The following is a 14,946-nucleotide window of genomic DNA, read 5'->3' on the forward strand; positions in this document are numbered from 1 at the left end:
CCTGCCCGACCTGCCCTTGGCCGGTTCGGCGGGTGAACCGGGCGTCGGCCCGGCCGGCCTGTCCGTGGCCGGTGCCGTCACCGCCGTCGGTGCCGACGGGCCGGGCCGCCTCCGCGCCGGTCACGCCGGCGGCGAGCGCGCGGGCCGGCATCGCGCGGGCGGGTATCGCGCGGGTCTGCAGCGCGTGAGGAGGACGCCGGGCGAGGGTGACCCGGCTGCCGTCCGACCGGCTCCCGAGGACGACGGTGCCGGAGGCGCCCTTCCCGTCGTCCTCACCGGCCCCCACAGCCACCTCTGCACCGGTTTCGGCTCCGGCCCCCACAGCCACTTCCGCACCGCCTTCGGCCCCGCCCTCGACAGCGACCTCGACGCCCGCCCCGGAGACGACCGCCGCGCAGCCGCCCGCCGGTGCGGTGGACGGCGGTGCGTCCGGCGCGCACGCCGAGCCCCTGGGCGTATCGAGCCGCCTTGGCGTACCGGGTCCTGCCGTCGTCCGCCGGCACCTCATTGTCGGACCGGGCGGAAGACGGCGGTAACTTCTGCCCGCTCGGGCAGTTGAGCAGGGCATGAAGAAGCGCAGCATGCTCGCCATCGCCTCCCTCGCCACCGGCTTCGTCGTCGCGGCCGTCACTCCGTCCCACGCCGCGGAAGGGCTGCCGCTCGGCCTCGACGTGGAGGACACCCTCAGCTCCGTCGACATCGCTCCCGACAGCCTGGCCCCCCAGGACGACTCGGGCCGGGAGGACTGACGCGCACAGACACCGCCACGGCGCCGGCACCCCGCTCCAGGGGCGCCGGCGCCGTCGCGTCTGCGCCCTCAACTGCGGCTGGTTTCCGTGACAGGGTGGAGCGGGCAAGCCACAGGGGGCCAACAGAAGAGGGGGACCTGTGACCGTCGTCTGGATCAACGGCGCGTTCGGTGCGGGGAAGACCACCACCGCACGGGAACTGATCGAACTGATCCCGAACAGCACGCTCTTCGACCCCGAGGTCATCGGCGCGGCGCTCCCGCACCTGCTGCCGCCCAAGCATCTCTCCGAGGCCGGTGACCTCCAGGACCTTCCGATCTGGCGCCGCCTCGTGATCGACACGGCGGCCGCGATGCTCGCCGAACTCGGCGGCACCCTCGTGGTCCCCATGACCCTGCTCCGCCAGGAGCACCGCGACGAGATCTTCGGCGGCCTCGCCGCCCGCCGGATCCCGGTCCGGCACATCCTGCTCGCCCCGGCCGAAACGATCCTGCTGGAGCGCGCGGCGGGCCGGGAGGCCCCTGCGGACCCACCCGACGGCGGGATACGCCCGCGCCAGTGGTCCTCCGACCACCTGGAGCCGTACCGCACCGCCCTCGCCACCTGGCTCACCGCGGACGCCCACCCCGTCGACACCGGTGCCCTCACCCCGTACGAGACCGCCGCCCGTATCGCGGAGGCGGTCGGCAGTGGTGCCGTGCCCGCCTGCGACATAGTGCAGACGCCGGAGCCCACCACCGAGACGCTCGCCGCGGGTGTCCTGCTCTTCGACGAACACGACCGGGTCCTGCTCGTCGACCCCACCTACAAGCCCGGCTGGGAGTTCCCCGGCGGCGTCGTCGAACCCGGCGAGGCGCCCGCGCGCGCGGGCATGCGCGAGGTCGCCGAGGAGACCGGCATCCGCCTCGACGACGTACCCGCACTGCTGGTCGTCGACTGGGAACGCCCCACGCCCCCGGGCTTCGGCGGTCTGCGGCTCCTCTTCGACGGCGGCCGGCTCGACGCGGCCGAGACCGGCCGGCTGCTGCTGCCCGGCCCGGAGCTGCGCGGCTGGCGCTTCGTCACCGAGGAGGAGGCCGCCGGTCTGCTGCCCCCGGTCCGTTACGAGCGTCTGCGCTGGGCCCTGCGGGCCCGGGAGCGGGGGGCCGCCCTGTATCTGGAGGCGGGCGTCCCCGTGGGCTGACCGCGCGCCGGACCGCCCCCGGGTCCGCGTCAGCCGGGCGTGCCGTGCGCCCGCGCCGGGTCCGCGTCAGCCGGGCGTGCCGTGCGCCCGCGCCGACTCCCGCAGCGCCCGCGCGGCACCGCCGATCACGGGATCGCCGTGGCCGAAGCAGGCCACCTCGGTGTCGAGGGCCGCCAGCCGGCGGAAGGAGGCGAGGGCCAGGGCCCGGTCGGTGTTGAAGACACCGGGGATCACCTGTCCGCCGGAGGGCGAGGCCGCCACGGTGTCGCCGGTGAACAGCACGCCGTGGCGGGGAAGGTGGAGGGCGATGCTCCCCGGTGTGTGCCCGGGTACGTGCAGGACCGTCGCGCCGCCGCCGAAGTCCAGGACATCGCCCTCGGCCAGCCGGGTGACCCGGGCCGGCCGGGCGAAGTCGCCCCGCGGCAGCAGCTTCAGCGCCGCCTCGTGCAGCGGACGCTCCCAGTCCTCGTACACCGGCGGCGGACCGGGCTCCTCGCCCCGCACCACGGGCGCCTCCGCCTCGTGGGCGAGCACGTCGGCGCCGCTGAGGGCCGCGAACTCGGCCGCCCCGCCCGCGTGGTCCTCGTGGAAGTGGGTGAGCACGATGCGCGTCACGTCGCCGGGGGCGCGGCCGAGGGCGGTGACCGCCTCGGCGATCGGCGCCCCGGAACCGGCCGGTCCGGCGTCGATCAGCGTCCATGTCTCCTCGTCGTGCCAGAGATAGGCCTGGCCGACCGGGAAGCGCAGGAGATGAAGCCGGGGGAGGAGCTCGATGACGTCCATGGGACGACCGTAGAAGGGCCCCCGCCTCCAAGGCGGGGGCCTCTGCCGACAGCAGAGCGGCGGAGTGTGCTCAGCTCGCCGCGTAGTTGCGCAGGAACAGCGCCTCGGCCACCGACAGCCGCTCGAGCTCCTCCGGCGACACGCTCTCGTTCACCGCGTGGATCTGTGCCTCCGGCTCGCTCAGACCGATGAGCAGGATCTCCGCGCGCGGGTAGAGCGCGGCCAGGGTGTTGCACAGCGGGATGGAGCCGCCCTGACCGGCGTACTGCATCTCCCGACCCGGGTACGCCACCGCCATCGCGTCCGCCATGGCCCGGTACGCCGGGCTGGTGGTGTCGGCGCGGAAGGCCTGCCCCTGGCCGATCTGCTCGACGCTCACCCGTGCGCCCCACGGCGTGTGCGTCTCCAGGTGCGCCTGGAGCAGCTTGGTGGCCTCCACGGCGTCCACGCCCGGCGGCACCCGCAGGCTCACCAGCGCACGGGCCCCGGCCTGCACCGAGGGCGTGGCGCCCACGACCGGCGGGCAGTCGATGCCGAGCACCGTGACCGCCGGGCGGGCCCAGATGCGGTCGGCGACCGTGCCGGAGCCGATCAGCTGCACACCGTCGAGGACCTTGGCGTCCCTGCGGAACTGCTCCTCGTCGTAGTCCAGGCCCTCCCACCGGCTGTCCGCCGTCAGCCCGTCGACGGTCGTCGAACCGTCCTCGGCGCGCAGCGAGTCCAGCACCCGGATCAGGGCGGCCAGCGCGTCGGGGGCCGCGCCGCCGAACTGCCCGGAGTGCAGGTTGCCTTCGAGCGTGTCGACCTGCACCCGGACCAGGGTCATGCCGCGCAGGGTCGAGGTGACCGTCGGCAGGCCGGCCCGGAAGTTGCCCGCGTCGCCGATGACGATCGTGTCCGCCTCCAGCAGCTCCGGGTGCTCCTCGGCGTACCGTTCCAGACCGCCCGTGCCCTGCTCCTCCGAGCCCTCGGCGATCACCTTGACGTGCACCGGCACGCCGCCGTTCGCCTTCAGGGCGCGCAGCGCGAGCAGATGCATGATCACGCCGCCCTTGCAGTCGGCGGCGCCGCGCCCGTACCAGCGGCCGTCGCGCTCGGTCAGCTCGAACGGCGGCGTCGCCCAGCCGGCCACGTCCAGCGGGGGCTGCACGTCGTAGTGGGCGTAGAGCAGAACCGTCCTGGCGCCCTCGGGGCCGGGCAGGTGGCCGTACACCGACTGGGTTCCGTCCGGCGTGTCCAGCAGGGCGACGTCCTCGAAGCCCTCGGCGCGCAGCGCGTCGGCTATCCAGTTCGCGGCCCCCTCGCTCTCGCTCCTGGGGAACTGGTCGAAGTCCGCCACCGACTGGAACGCCACCAGCTCGGTGAGTTCGGCCCGCGCCCTGGGCATCAGCGAGGCGACGGTCTCGGCGACCGGATTCGACGACATGGGCACGCTCCTTGTGGGTGCGACGTTGTACCGGTGCGATCCTCGCACAGTGGCCTGCGGCGATGCCGCCGTAGGATGCGGGGGACATCAGCGGCAGGCGGCTTGATCGGAGCGGTAGACCATCGTGAGCGGCGAGAACTCTTCGGCGGACGACGCGCGTCAGGTGTGGGACGTCGTCGTGGTGGGCGCGGGACCCGCGGGGGCCTCGGCCGCCTACGCGGCGGCGGTCGCGGGGCGACGCGTGCTGTTGCTGGAGAAGGCGGACCTGCCCCGTTACAAGACCTGCGGCGGCGGCATCATCGGCCCCTCGCGCGACGCGCTGCCGCCCGGCTTCGAACTGCCCCTGAAGGACCGCGTGCACGCGGTGACCTTCTCCCACAACGGACGCTTCACCCGCACCCGCCGCTCCCGGCAGATGCTGTTCGGGCTGCTCAACCGGCCGGAGTTCGACCGGCAGCTCGTCGAGCACGCGCAGAAGGCCGGCGCCGAGCTGCGCACCGGCGCCACGGTGACGCGGGTCGAGCAGCACGGGTCGGCCGTGCCGGACCGGCGCACGGTCGCCGTGGTCCTCCAGGGCGGCGAGACGGTGCTGGCCCGGGCCGTCGTCGGTGCGGACGGCAGCGCCAGCCGGATAGGAGCCCATGTCGGGGTCAAGGTCGACCAGGTGGACCTGGGCCTGGAGGCGGAGATCCCGGTGCCGGACACGGTCGCCGAGGACTGGAAGGGGCGGGTCCTCATCGACTGGGGCCCCATTCCCGGCAGTTACGGCTGGGTCTTCCCCAAGGGCGACACGCTCACCGTCGGCGTCATCTCGGCCCGCGGCGAGGGCGCGGCGACCAAGCGCTACCTGGAGGACTTCATCGGCCGGCTGGGTCTCGCCGGTTTCGAGCCGGCCATCTCCTCCGGTCACCTGACCCGGTGCCGCGCCGACGACTCGCCGCTGTCGCGAGGCCGGGTCCTGGTGTGCGGGGACGCGGCGGGGCTGCTGGAGCCGTGGACGCGGGAGGGCATCTCGTTCGCGCTGCGCTCGGGTCGGCTCGCGGGGGAGTGGGCGGTGCGGATCGCCGAGGCGCAGGACGCCGTGGACACCCGCCGGCAGGCCCTGAACTACGCGTTCGCCGTCAAGGCCGGGCTCGGGGTCGAGATGAGCGTCGGCAAGCGGATACTGGCGGCGTTCGAGCGGCGGCCGGGCGTCTTTCACGCCGCGCTGACCGGACTGCGCCCCGCCTGGCGGGCGTTCAAGGAGATCACGCAGGGTTCGACCTCGCTGGGCGAGCTGGTCCGCGGCCGTCCCATGGCCCAGCGCGCCCTGACCGCCCTGGACCGCCGCCCGCCGGTCGCGGCGGACGGCGAGGTCAGCCGCTGACTTCGAGCCGGAAGACCGGGTGGTCGCCGGCGGACGCCATGATCTCCTCGTCGGAGGACCTGGCGGTGACCCCCTGGAAGTACTGGTCGACCTCCCAGCCCCACTTCTCCAGATAGCTCCGCAGGATCGGGAGCTTCTCCTCGTCGGGAAGCTCCACCGCGGTGAACTCGCGGACCTTGCGTCCGACGCGCAGCTCCCCGCCTCCGGCGACGCGCATGTTGCGCACCCACTGCGAGTGGCCGCGCGCCGAGACCAGGAACCGACCGCCGTCGTGGGTGTGCGGGTTGACCGGGAGACGCTGCATCCGTCCGCTCCTGCGGCCGCGGACGGACAGCTCCGCGGCGCCCGCGAGGCTGATGCCGTGCCGGGCGAGCCGGCCCACGAGCCGGTTGAACCGGGCGGCCACCGGGCCGGCCTTCAGGTAGTACGGCGATGCGGACGACATCCTGGCCTCCGGAAGGAGATGGGAGAGCGCCGCTCACTTCCGTGAGCACTGCTCTCGTTCGGGGTCCCAGTCTGCACGAGACGGGCACGGCCGTGCAAGAGCACTGCTCTCGTTCCTGTGCAGTGCTCTTGCTTGTGTGCACTGCTCTGACCCCATGGGACACTGACCGGCATGAGCAGCACCGCACACGGCGCCCGGGCGCGGGCGAGGACCGAGATCACCACCGCCATCAAGGACGAGGCGCGCAGACAACTCGCCGCGCAGGGCGCCGCCAAGCTCTCGCTGCGGGCCGTGGCCCGAGAGCTCGGCATGGTCTCCTCCGCCCTGTACCGCTACTTCCCCAGCCGCGACGACCTGCTGACCGCGCTCATCATCGACGCCTACGACTCGATCGGCGAGGCCGCCGAAAGGGCGCACGACGCGGCGGCCGGCACCGGTCCGGCCGAGCGCTGGGTCGCGGTGTGCCAGGCCGTACGCGCCTGGGCGCTGGCGCACCCCCACGAGTACGCGCTGATCTACGGTTCACCGGTGCCGGGCTACGCGGCCCCGCCGGACACCGTCCCCGCCGCCGCCCGGGTCGGTCAGGTGCTCATCGGCCTGGCGCGCGAGGCGTACCGCGACCCCGGCCGGCAGCCGGCCGAGCCCGCGCTCCCCGACGGGCTGCGGACGGAAGCGGCGCGGATGGCCGCCGACATCGCCCCCGACCTGCCGCCCGGTGTGGTTGCGGCGCTCGTCACGGCCTGGGCGCAGCTGTTCGGATTGATCGGCTTCGAGCTGTTCGGACAGTTCAACCAGGTGGTGGAGGACAGGGAGGCGTTGTTCCGGTACGCCGCCGCCCGGCTCGCCCACGGGGTGGGGCTGGACCGCGCGGAGTAGTGCGGCGGCCACCGCACCGGCCCGGCCCGGGAACCCGGCGTTCACCGGAAGGTCACGCAACGGCGGGCAATGTTCATCCCGGACGGCTTTCCGCCCGTGCCGGCCCTTCGTAGCCTGCACCGATGTCCCCAAGCCCGCCCGGACACCGGCGGGCACGCGCGTCCTACCCGGGAGTGACCCCCATCGCCGCCGAGCCGCTGACCGCCACCGAGTCCGTACGCACCCCGGACCCCGCCGCCGCGGGGGCACCGGCCGCGCGCCCCGGCACCGGGTACCGGTACGACATCGACCTCATCCGGGTGCTGGCCGCCGTCGGCGTCATCGTCTGCCATGCCGCAGGCGAACTGATGAAGGCGGTGGACCGCGATCCCTCGGGGGGCGGGCCCGTCTACTGGACCGCGCTCGCCGGGGACGCGCTGAGCCGGTGCGCCGTGCCGCTGTTCTTCGCGATCGCCGGCTGGGTCGTCCTCAGCGGGGCACCGCCGCGGGACGGCGGGCAGATCCGCAAGCGGCTGACCCGCGTCGCCGTGCCGATGGCCGTGTGGACGATCCTCTACCTGGCGTGGGACCGGGTGCGGGGCGTCAACTCCCGTCCCACCGCCCAGCTCGCCTGGGACGCCGTGTTCGGCTCCGTGCGGCCCGCCTTCCACCTGTGGTACCTCTACGCCTACATCCCGGTGATCCTGCTGCTGTCGGTGGCCGTCCTGGTCAGGGCGGGCAAGCGGCCCTGGGGCTCCGGTGCCGTCCTCCTCGGCCTGGCACTCGCCCCGAGCCTGCTGGACGACCTCTCGCGGCTTCTCGACGTCAGGATGCCCGACTTCGCCTGGCAGTTCGGCGTCTACCAGATCGTGTACGCGGTCGCCGGGGCCGTTCTGCTGTCGCTGCCGCGCCCGATGGTCACCGGCCGGCGGCGGCGACTGCTGTGGCTGGCCGGCGGGCTCTGCGCCTGGGCAGCGGTGGCGGTCTACGAGCACCGCGTGCACTTCCCGGGCCCGTACGCCTCGGTCGTGGTGGCGCTGCTGGCGGGGACCCTGCTGATGGCCCTCGACCGCATCACGGTGCCCGAGCGGTTCCGCCCGCTGCTGGGCAGGCTCGCGGGGGCCTCCTTCGGGGCCTACCTGGTGCATCTGCTGTTCCTGGAGGCCGTGGCTCCCCGTGTGGTGTCCGCGGATGCCGGTGGGCCGGCCGCCGTGGGCACGCTCGCCGTCCTCACGGTGGTCACGGTCGTGCTGTCGTTCGCCGCCGCCCTGCTGTGGACGCGGCTGCGGCTGGGCCGCTGGCTGGGCTGAGCCGCGCGGCGCGGACACACCGGAGCCCCGCCGTTCGGCGGGGCCCACTGCCGGCGGAGTACCGCCTTGGCCGCTACTTCGCGCCGCGCCGCACCGCCCGGCGTACGACGCGCTTCGCACGCCGCACCTGGAGCCTCGCGCGGGCCCGCGGGCGGCTGCCGGGAAGACCGAGTTCGGTCAGCCGCAGTACGGGGAAGTAGTAGCCGGGACTCCCGGCCAGGTTGCCGCGCAGCCAGCCCGCCGTCGACTCCCGCAGATCCGCGTACGTCTTGGGCTGCATGCAGAACCCCATCGCCCGCACCAGCGGGGACAGCGACTCGGGGGCCGCGCCGACGAGCGCCGCGGCCTGCCCGCGCTCCAGGTCGGGCACCAGGTGGTCGACGAGGGCGAGCGGCACGCGGTTGCTGTTCGGGTACGGCGTGAGACGCTCCATCACCATCCTGGTCCCCACCCGGGCGACGGGCACGCCGTAATAGGCGGAGGCGGTCACCATGGCCGTCGAGAAGCAGCCGACGACCAGCTCGGGACGGCAGTGGTGGTAGAGCGTCTCGGCCAGCAGCGGCGCGTCCAGCACGGTGAGCCGCACGCCCGCGTCCGCCGCCGCCTTGCTCAGCGCCGCCGAGTAGCTGGGCGGAGCCGTCGGGTGCGGCTTGAAGACCACCGACCGGTGCCCGGCCCGCGCGGCTCCCGTGAGCATGCGGACGTGGAGGTCCTCCTCCTCCTGCGCGGTCAGGATGTTGATGGCCGCCAGGTACTGGCCCAGCAGTACGGCCGTCGGCGCCTCCCGCAGCACGGGCGCCAGTTTCGGGTCGTCCGCCGCGTCCTGGGAGATCTCGTCGAGCACCGCGCGGAACGCGGAGTCCGGGACGACCTCGGGCTCGACGCCGAACTCGGACAGCAGCATCGGCCGCAGGCCCGGTATCAGGTCGAGATGGAGCAGCCGCCGGACACGGCAGCCGATGGTCAGCGGGAGCCGGTCACGGGTCGGGCCGTAGCTCATCAGGCCGTCGGCGTACACGTCGATGGCGCTCTCGGAGAAGATGGCCGCCAGCGCACGGGCCGGGTTGACCTGGATCGACTCCACGGCGAGCTCGATCGGGTCGCGTTCGCCGATGCCCCAGGCGAGACGGAACGCCCGCTGCCACAGCGTCGTGTCGTTCCCGCGCGGGCCCCAGGTGCTGGGGTGGTACGGGCTGATCGCCTCGTTCCAGCTCGTCACCGTGTCGAACCGGGCGGCTATGCGCCCGTGTCCGTGCATCTCGTCCAGGCGCAGGGCGGTCTCGGGTACGGCGGCGTTGTTCGAGACCAGCAGGATGCGCCGGGCCGCGTCGCGCGGGCCGAACCGGCCCGCGTCGAGCGCCGCGGCGAGGGTGGCCGCCCCGTACAGGGTCGAGACCTGGAAGATCTGGGTCTTGTGGGGCATGGATCAGGCCGCCTTCCGCCCGTCACGCAGGCGGTTGAGCAACCTGCTCCGCGTACTGTCGATGGTTCCGAGGGTCTCCTCCAGCACGTGCTGGGGCATCCGGTGGAGGGCGGCGCTCGCCTCGCGCCGCAGCCGCTGGGCCGCCGAGGCCTCGTACTCGTCCACCTTGCCGACGTGGAACGCGATCATGGCGCAGTAGGTCCGCACGGCCTTGGGGAGGAACCGCTCGGCCTCCGGGTCCTCCCTCACGTCCCGCAGCAGGGCGTCGTACGCCGGGATGAAGTCCAGTTGCCGGGAGTCCTTGATCTGGGTGAGCGACGTGGCCACTCCCCGCCGGTAGAACACCCCGTGCAGGCCGAGGGAGGCGTATGTCCGGGCTTTGAGATGCAGGCGCCATATCCACAGCCGGTCCTCGGCCGTGCGCAGCTCGGTCGCGAAGCGCATTCCGCCGTCGTCGAACAGGTGCCGGCGGTAAATTCCGGCCCAGACGAAGGGGTAGTCGACCATCGTCTCCCGGTCGGCCGGCGCTATTCCCTCGCGCGGATCCATCACGGCGTTGCGCAGCCGGGCCGGAGGCCGCCGGACCACCCGCTCGGTGCCGGTGGCCTGGACGTGATCGGTGCGGGCGAAGTCGCAGCCCAACTCCTCCACCGCGGCGACCAGTTCCGAGAGGTGTCCCGGTCCGTACCAGTCGTCGCCGTCCAGGAAGGTGAGGAACTCGCCGCTCGCCGCGTCGATTCCGCTGTTGCGTGCCTGGGCTATCCCCATGTTCGTCTCGTGCCGGATCACCTTCGCGCGGGGAAGCCGCTCGGCCCAGCGGTCGATCACCCATGGGGTGGAGTCCGTGGAGCAGTCGTCGACGAGCAGGAATTCGAAGTCGGGGTGCGCGTTGTTGGCCAGACTTCTCAGAGTGCTCTCGGCGAAGGCTCCCACATTGTGCATGGGGACGACGACGGACAGTTTCGGCACGCGGGCCTCTCAGCTCGAAGGGTGGGGATTGGAACAGGTTAACGATGTTCCCGAAAGGGACGGTGTCGGCCGAGGCGCGGAGAGGTGAACACCGTTCGCAGCGGATATGAATTCTCGGTGTCCCGTGCCTGCCGAAGGCGTTGTTCACAGGTGTTTCAGGGTGTCCGGGGTGTTCGCGGCGTTCAGGGTGTTCCGGCGGGGGACCGGGGACGGCGGGGCCGTACTTCGCGGGGAGTACATGGGGTCACCACGCGCGGGTGACGTCGAGCGGGGCGGCACGCGTCTGGCGTGGCGGCCATGGACGAGCAGCAGGCGAGCGCGGGCGGCCCGCCGCGGTGGTGGCGGCACGGGCCGCCGTGGTGGAACCCCTGGGGCGAAGAGGAGCGCCGCCCCCGGTGGCCTGGCGCTCCACCCTGCTGATCACGGCCTTCGTCCTGGTCGGCACGGGCTTCGCCGCCCAGGGACAGCAGGGCAGCGAGCCGTCCTGGACCCCTTCGCGTACTGCTCGCCGACGACCAGTCGCTGGTGCGGGCCGGCTTCCGGGCCCTGCTCGACGCCCAGCCGGACATCGAGGTGGCGGGGGAGGCCGCGGACGGCGAGGAGGCGCTGCGGTCCGTCCGGCGAACTGCGGCCCGACGTCGTCCTGATGGACATCCGCATGCCCGTGCTCGACGGCCTCGCCGCCACCCGCCGCGTGACCGGGGAGGCGGAGCTGAAGGACGTGAAGGTCGTCATGCTGACCACCTTCGAACTCGACGAGTACGTCTTCGAGGCGATCCGCTCCGGCGCCTCCGGCTTCCTGGTCAAGGACACCGAGCCGGAGGAACTGGTGCGCGCCGTACGGGCCGTCGTCGACGGCGACGCGCTGCGGTCGCCGGGCGTGACCCGCCGGCTGATCGCCGAGTTCGCCGCCCGCTCCAAGGAACCGGCGGCCGGCGACGCCCTGGCCGGCCTCACCGAGCGGGAGCGCGAGGTGATGGCCCTCGTCGGCATCGGCCTGTCCAACGAGGAGATCGCCCGCAGGCTGGTGGTCAGCCCGCTCACCGCGAAGACCCACGTCAGCCGCACCATGGTCAAACTCGGCGCCCGCGGCCGGGCGCAACTGGTGGTGCTCGCCTACGAATCGGGGCTGGTACGGCCGGGCTGGCTGGGCTGAGACGGGCGGCCGAAGCGGACCAGCACGCTCACCACGCGGACGAAGAAGACCAGGACGGCCGCCACCGTCCCCGCGGCGACCAGCGCGCGCCGTACGCCGGCCGGCAGCCCGAACACGTACGCCGGTCCCGCCACCGCTCCGAACAGCACCGCCGCGGCGAACGCCGCGCTGAACAAGGCGTACCCGATCTCGACGGTGATCGCGTCCCGCTCGGCCTGTGTGCGCCGTCCCCCGTGGCTGTGAGTGCTGGTCATGCCGGGAAGTCTTTCATGCGCCCGGATGCGCTGCCGCTTCCGCGCCGGCGCGGACGGCGCCCGCTCTCTGCTACGGTGCCGCGCATGGCGGGGACAAGGGGCGAACAGGCGCTCGTGGAGCAGTGGCGCGGCATCCTCGCGCTGCACGCCCGCATCCAGTGCGAGCTGGACCGCGCCCTGCACCATCACGGCCTGTGCGCCAGCGACTTCGAGGTTCTCGACGTGCTGGCCGCGAACCGGCCGTGCGCCTACCGCGTCCAGGAGATCTCCGAGCGGGTCCATCTGAGCCAGAGCGCCCTGTCCCGGCTGATCGCCCGGCTGGAGAAGGACGGTCTCGTCGAGCGCACCATGTGCGCGGAGGACCGGCGCGGTGTACGGGTCGGCCTCACCGCGAAGGGCCGCGCCCTGCACGGACGGGTGCTGCCGGTGCAGCGGGCGGTGCTGAGCCGCATGCTCGCGGACTGACCCGGCGTCCGCCCCGCACGACGCGAGCGCATCCGGCCCCGACGCGGACCGGCCAGGTCCCGCACGACGTTGGTCCTACCCGGCCCCGCGCGACGTTGGTCCTACCCGGCCCCGCGCGACGTTGGTCCGACCCGACCCGACCCGACCCGACCCGACCCGACCCGACCCGACCCGGCCCGACCCGGCCCGACCCGCACGACGCGGACGCCCGCCGCCTCGGCTGAGGCGGCCTCAGCTCCAGGTCACGGCCGAGGACTCGCGCCACAGGGCCGCGAGCGAGGCATCCCCGGTGACCTCAGGGAACGACAGCCGGTTCCACAGCGCCAGGTACAGTCGCGCCGCCTCCCCGGCCACCTCGCAGTCCGCGTCCCCGGCGTCGCCCCGCTCGGCCACCGGCGGCCGGTCCGACAGCCGCACGTTCCACACGGCGCCGGCCACGTCGGTCACCCGCACCCGCAGCAGGCGAGGCTCCTCGCTGCGGACCCGGCTCTTCGCGCGGGCGTGGAAGCCGAGCAGCAGCTCCTCGATGCCGTCAACGGCGAACGCGGCGTCGATGCCGTCCGGGGCGGCACCGGTGGCCGACTCCGCGTCGATCCGGTGCACGGTCGTCTCGTGCGCCTGACGCCGGGCCCAGAACGCCAGCGGCGACGGGGCCGGCAGGAAGTGCCAGCACTCCACGTCGGGGGCGGCGGCGGACAGGGTGTCGACGAGATACCGGTGCCCCTCGCGGAACCAGGCCAGCAACCCGGCGCCGTCGAGGTCGGGCTGCCCTCCGTCGGGGTGGTAGGAGGTGTGCCCCTCGGCGACGAACGCCGCCGCCCAGCGGTGGACCATTCCCGTGTGCCGCAGCAGGTCCCGTATCTGCCAGCCGGGGCAGCTCGGCACTTTGGCGTCGGTGCCCGCCGCCTCGGCGGCCGCCGCCAGCGCCCGGCCTTCCCGGTCCAGGACGCGCACGTACATGGCAGTCTCCATGCCAGGAGTGTGCCCCATGGAGTGCCCTCCAGGGGACGGCACGGTCCCACTGCCCGTGGGCGGCGGCGGGTCAGCCCCGGGCCGCCGTGCGCCGGGTCGCGCACGTGATGAGCACGGCCACCGCGGCCAGGGCCGCCACGCTGGTGAGCGCGGCCGGCAGGGAGAACCAGTCGGCCATGAACCCGATGGCGGGCGGCCCGAGCAACATGCCGCCGTAGCCCAGCGTGGACGCGGTGGCGACGCCGCCGGGGCCGCCCAGCGCCCCTGCCCGCTCCACGGCGACGGGGAAGATGTTGGCGAGCCCCAGTCCGGTGATCGCGAAGCCGAACAGCGCCGCCCACACCGAAGGAGCGAGCGAGCCCAGCAGCATGCCGGCCGCCGCCACCGTGCCCCCGGCCACCACCGTGCGGGTCCGCCCCAGGCGCTCCAGCAGGGTCGTGCCGGCCAGCCTGCCGACGGTCATCGCCAGCGCGAAACAGGCGTACCCGGCCGCCGCGAGGCCCGGTGAGGCGTCGAGGTCCTGTTCCAGATGGAGGGCGCCCCAGTCGGCCATGGCCCCTTCGCCGTAGGCGGTGCACAGGGCGATCACGCCGAACGTGATGACCAGGGCGCGGGTGCGGCCGGCCATCCGCCGCGGGGCGGCCGCCCCGTCCCGGGGAGCGTCCCGGAGAATCCGCTCCGGCGGGACCGGAGGCTCGCAGCGCAGCAGGGCACGGCCCGCCACCAGCGTGACCAGCAGGCCGATCACGGTCAGCCCGAGCAGGTGCCTCACCGGCGACAGCGACCCGGCGACGAGCCCGCCCAGCCCGGCGCCGATCATGCCGCCGAGGCTGAACGCGGCGTGGAAGCTGGGCATGACGGGCCGTTGCAGCACGGCCACCAGATCCACGGCCGCGCTGTTGAAGGCGACGTTGATACCGCCGTAGGCACTGCCGAAGACGAGCAGCACGGCGCCCAGGGCGAGCGGAGAGTGGGTGAGCGGCGGCAGGGCGACGCTCAGGGAGAGCAGGACGGCGCAGACGACGGTGACCGGATGGCTGCCGTAGCGGCGGCACAGACGTCCGGTGAGCGTCATGGTGACGACGGCGCCCGCGGAGACGCCGAGCAGGGCCAGCCCGAGGGCACTGGCCGAGGCGCCGGTCTGTTCCTTGATCGACGGGATGCGGACCACCCAGCCCGCGAAGACGAACCCGTCGAGGCCGAAGAAGACGGTCAGGGCGATACGGAGACGTGAGAGGTCGTTGCGGGGGCCCGGCACGGCGTTGTGCGATCGGGTTTTGTTTATTAGCGGCACAAACTCAGGCTAGGCGGGGTCGCAGGGCGGGGCAAGGGCATTGCGGCCTCGCCGTCGCGCAAGGGCGCAGGGTGCCGTCAGCCCCGGTGAAGCTGCTGCCGGTGAAGCGCTTCGACGGGGCTTGGCGGCCGACTGCCGAAGCCCTTGACCTGCTGCGGGACCCGCTGTTCCCCCTGCCGGCACCGACGCCGGGGCCCGGTGCTGGACGGCGCGGTCACGGTCGCCACCGGTCGGCGAATCACCCCAGTTCAAGGAGGTGTTCCTTCATGTATACCCCTGTTCTCCGCGGGTGCGGT

The 14,946-nt window shown here is 73.6% G+C and carries 14 protein-coding genes and 1 pseudogene; 7 read left to right on the forward strand and 8 right to left on the reverse strand.

Going from position 1 to position 14,946, the window contains the following annotated elements:
* Positions 1-566 precede the first annotated feature (566 nt).
* Together ACLGIH_RS30600 and ACLGIH_RS30605 are read left to right on the forward strand one after the other, a co-directional pair.
* Positions 567-749: a hypothetical protein gene (locus tag ACLGIH_RS30600; RefSeq protein WP_416528521.1), complete on the forward strand. Its 183-nt coding sequence runs from the start codon at positions 567-569 to the stop codon at positions 747-749.
* Positions 750-888: 139 nt separating this feature from the next.
* Positions 889-1,932, forward strand: a complete 1,044-nt coding sequence (locus tag ACLGIH_RS30605; protein ID WP_416528522.1) for an NUDIX hydrolase — start codon at positions 889-891, stop codon at positions 1,930-1,932.
* A 66-nt stretch (positions 1,933-1,998) separates the two neighbouring features.
* On the opposite strand, the gene ACLGIH_RS30610 is transcribed toward ACLGIH_RS30605, so the two are convergent.
* Entirely contained in the window at positions 1,999-2,715 is a 717-nt protein-coding gene (locus tag ACLGIH_RS30610; RefSeq protein WP_416528523.1) for an MBL fold metallo-hydrolase, read from the reverse strand.
* A gap of 70 nt (positions 2,716-2,785) precedes the next feature.
* A complete protein-coding gene (locus ACLGIH_RS30615) occupies positions 2,786-4,141 on the reverse strand; it encodes a dipeptidase (RefSeq protein WP_416528524.1) in 1,356 nt (451 codons plus the stop codon).
* Between the two features lie 124 nt (positions 4,142-4,265).
* On the opposite strand from ACLGIH_RS30615, the gene ACLGIH_RS30620 reads away from it, so the two are divergent.
* Positions 4,266-5,507, forward strand: coding sequence for a geranylgeranyl reductase family protein (locus ACLGIH_RS30620; RefSeq protein WP_416528525.1), 1,242 nt, complete (start codon positions 4,266-4,268; stop codon positions 5,505-5,507).
* Here the strand turns inward: ACLGIH_RS30620 and ACLGIH_RS30625 are convergent.
* Positions 5,497-5,952, reverse strand: a complete 456-nt coding sequence (locus tag ACLGIH_RS30625; RefSeq protein ID WP_416528526.1) for a nitroreductase family deazaflavin-dependent oxidoreductase — start codon at positions 5,950-5,952, stop codon at positions 5,497-5,499. The two genes, ACLGIH_RS30620 and ACLGIH_RS30625, sit on opposite strands and share 11 nt — an antisense overlap.
* 171 nt (positions 5,953-6,123) lie before the next feature.
* Here ACLGIH_RS30625 and ACLGIH_RS30630 point away from each other — a divergent pair, with 171 nt between their 5' ends.
* Together ACLGIH_RS30630 and ACLGIH_RS30635 are read left to right on the forward strand one after the other, a co-directional pair.
* Complete coding sequence (locus ACLGIH_RS30630; protein WP_416528527.1) at positions 6,124-6,828, forward strand: TetR/AcrR family transcriptional regulator; 705 nt, start codon at positions 6,124-6,126, stop codon at positions 6,826-6,828.
* 122 nt (positions 6,829-6,950) lie between these two features.
* The gene (locus ACLGIH_RS30635) at positions 6,951-8,117 is read left to right on the forward strand and encodes an acyltransferase (protein ID WP_416528528.1); all 1,167 of its coding nucleotides are present in this window, start codon (positions 6,951-6,953) and stop codon (positions 8,115-8,117) included.
* Between the two features lie 73 nt (positions 8,118-8,190).
* On the opposite strand, the gene ACLGIH_RS30640 is transcribed toward ACLGIH_RS30635, so the two are convergent.
* Entirely contained in the window at positions 8,191-9,540 is a 1,350-nt protein-coding gene (locus ACLGIH_RS30640) for a polysialyltransferase family glycosyltransferase (RefSeq protein WP_416528529.1), read from the reverse strand.
* A 3-nt stretch (positions 9,541-9,543) separates the two neighbouring features.
* The gene (locus tag ACLGIH_RS30645; protein ID WP_416528530.1) at positions 9,544-10,509 is read right to left on the reverse strand and encodes a glycosyltransferase family 2 protein; all 966 of its coding nucleotides are present in this window, start codon (positions 10,507-10,509) and stop codon (positions 9,544-9,546) included.
* A gap of 501 nt (positions 10,510-11,010) precedes the next feature.
* Here ACLGIH_RS30645 and ACLGIH_RS30650 point away from each other — a divergent pair.
* A pseudogene (locus tag ACLGIH_RS30650) lies at positions 11,011-11,665 on the forward strand (response regulator transcription factor).
* On the opposite strand, the gene ACLGIH_RS30655 reads toward ACLGIH_RS30650, so the two are convergent.
* Positions 11,626-11,919 (reverse strand): DUF6332 family protein, encoded by a 294-nt coding sequence (locus ACLGIH_RS30655; RefSeq protein ID WP_416528531.1) that lies wholly within the window; start codon positions 11,917-11,919, stop codon positions 11,626-11,628. The pseudogene ACLGIH_RS30650 and the gene ACLGIH_RS30655 overlap by 40 nt on opposite strands.
* An 84-nt stretch (positions 11,920-12,003) precedes the next feature.
* Here ACLGIH_RS30655 and ACLGIH_RS30660 point away from each other — a divergent pair, with 84 nt between their 5' ends.
* On the forward strand, positions 12,004-12,384 hold the full coding sequence (locus ACLGIH_RS30660; RefSeq protein WP_416528532.1) for a MarR family winged helix-turn-helix transcriptional regulator: 381 nt from the start codon (positions 12,004-12,006) through the stop codon (positions 12,382-12,384).
* 231 nt (positions 12,385-12,615) lie between these two features.
* Here ACLGIH_RS30660 and ACLGIH_RS30665 read toward each other — a convergent pair whose 3' ends face one another.
* Complete coding sequence (locus ACLGIH_RS30665; RefSeq protein ID WP_416528533.1) at positions 12,616-13,356, reverse strand: maleylpyruvate isomerase family mycothiol-dependent enzyme; 741 nt, start codon at positions 13,354-13,356, stop codon at positions 12,616-12,618.
* 70 nt (positions 13,357-13,426) lie between these two features.
* Positions 13,427-14,614, reverse strand: a complete 1,188-nt coding sequence (locus ACLGIH_RS30670; protein WP_416528534.1) for an MFS transporter — start codon at positions 14,612-14,614, stop codon at positions 13,427-13,429.
* Positions 14,615-14,946 lie beyond the last annotated feature (332 nt).

The organism is Streptomyces hamibioticus (genome assembly GCF_047946815.1).
Classification (GTDB): Bacteria; Actinomycetota; Actinomycetes; order Streptomycetales; family Streptomycetaceae; genus Streptomyces.

Bases quoted from the DNA above. Each gene is read 5' to 3' on its own strand.
- ACLGIH_RS30600 (WP_416528521.1), top strand. From the start codon at position 567: ATGAAGAAGCGCAGCATGCTCGCCATCGCCTCCCTCGCCACCGGCTTC.
- ACLGIH_RS30610 (WP_416528523.1), bottom strand. From the start codon at position 2,715: ATGGACGTCATCGAGCTCCTCCCCCGGCTTCATCTCCTGCGCTTCCCG.
- ACLGIH_RS30615 (WP_416528524.1), bottom strand. From the start codon at position 4,141: ATGTCGTCGAATCCGGTCGCCGAGACCGTCGCCTCGCTGATGCCCAGG.
- ACLGIH_RS30625 (WP_416528526.1), bottom strand. From the start codon at position 5,952: ATGTCGTCCGCATCGCCGTACTACCTGAAGGCCGGCCCGGTGGCCGCC.
- ACLGIH_RS30630 (WP_416528527.1), top strand. From the start codon at position 6,124: ATGAGCAGCACCGCACACGGCGCCCGGGCGCGGGCGAGGACCGAGATC.
- ACLGIH_RS30635 (WP_416528528.1), top strand. From the start codon at position 6,951: ATGTCCCCAAGCCCGCCCGGACACCGGCGGGCACGCGCGTCCTACCCG.
- ACLGIH_RS30640 (WP_416528529.1), bottom strand. From the start codon at position 9,540: ATGCCCCACAAGACCCAGATCTTCCAGGTCTCGACCCTGTACGGGGCG.
- ACLGIH_RS30655 (WP_416528531.1), bottom strand. From the start codon at position 11,919: ATGACCAGCACTCACAGCCACGGGGGACGGCGCACACAGGCCGAGCGG.
- ACLGIH_RS30660 (WP_416528532.1), top strand. From the start codon at position 12,004: ATGGCGGGGACAAGGGGCGAACAGGCGCTCGTGGAGCAGTGGCGCGGC.
- ACLGIH_RS30665 (WP_416528533.1), bottom strand. From the start codon at position 13,356: ATGGAGACTGCCATGTACGTGCGCGTCCTGGACCGGGAAGGCCGGGCG.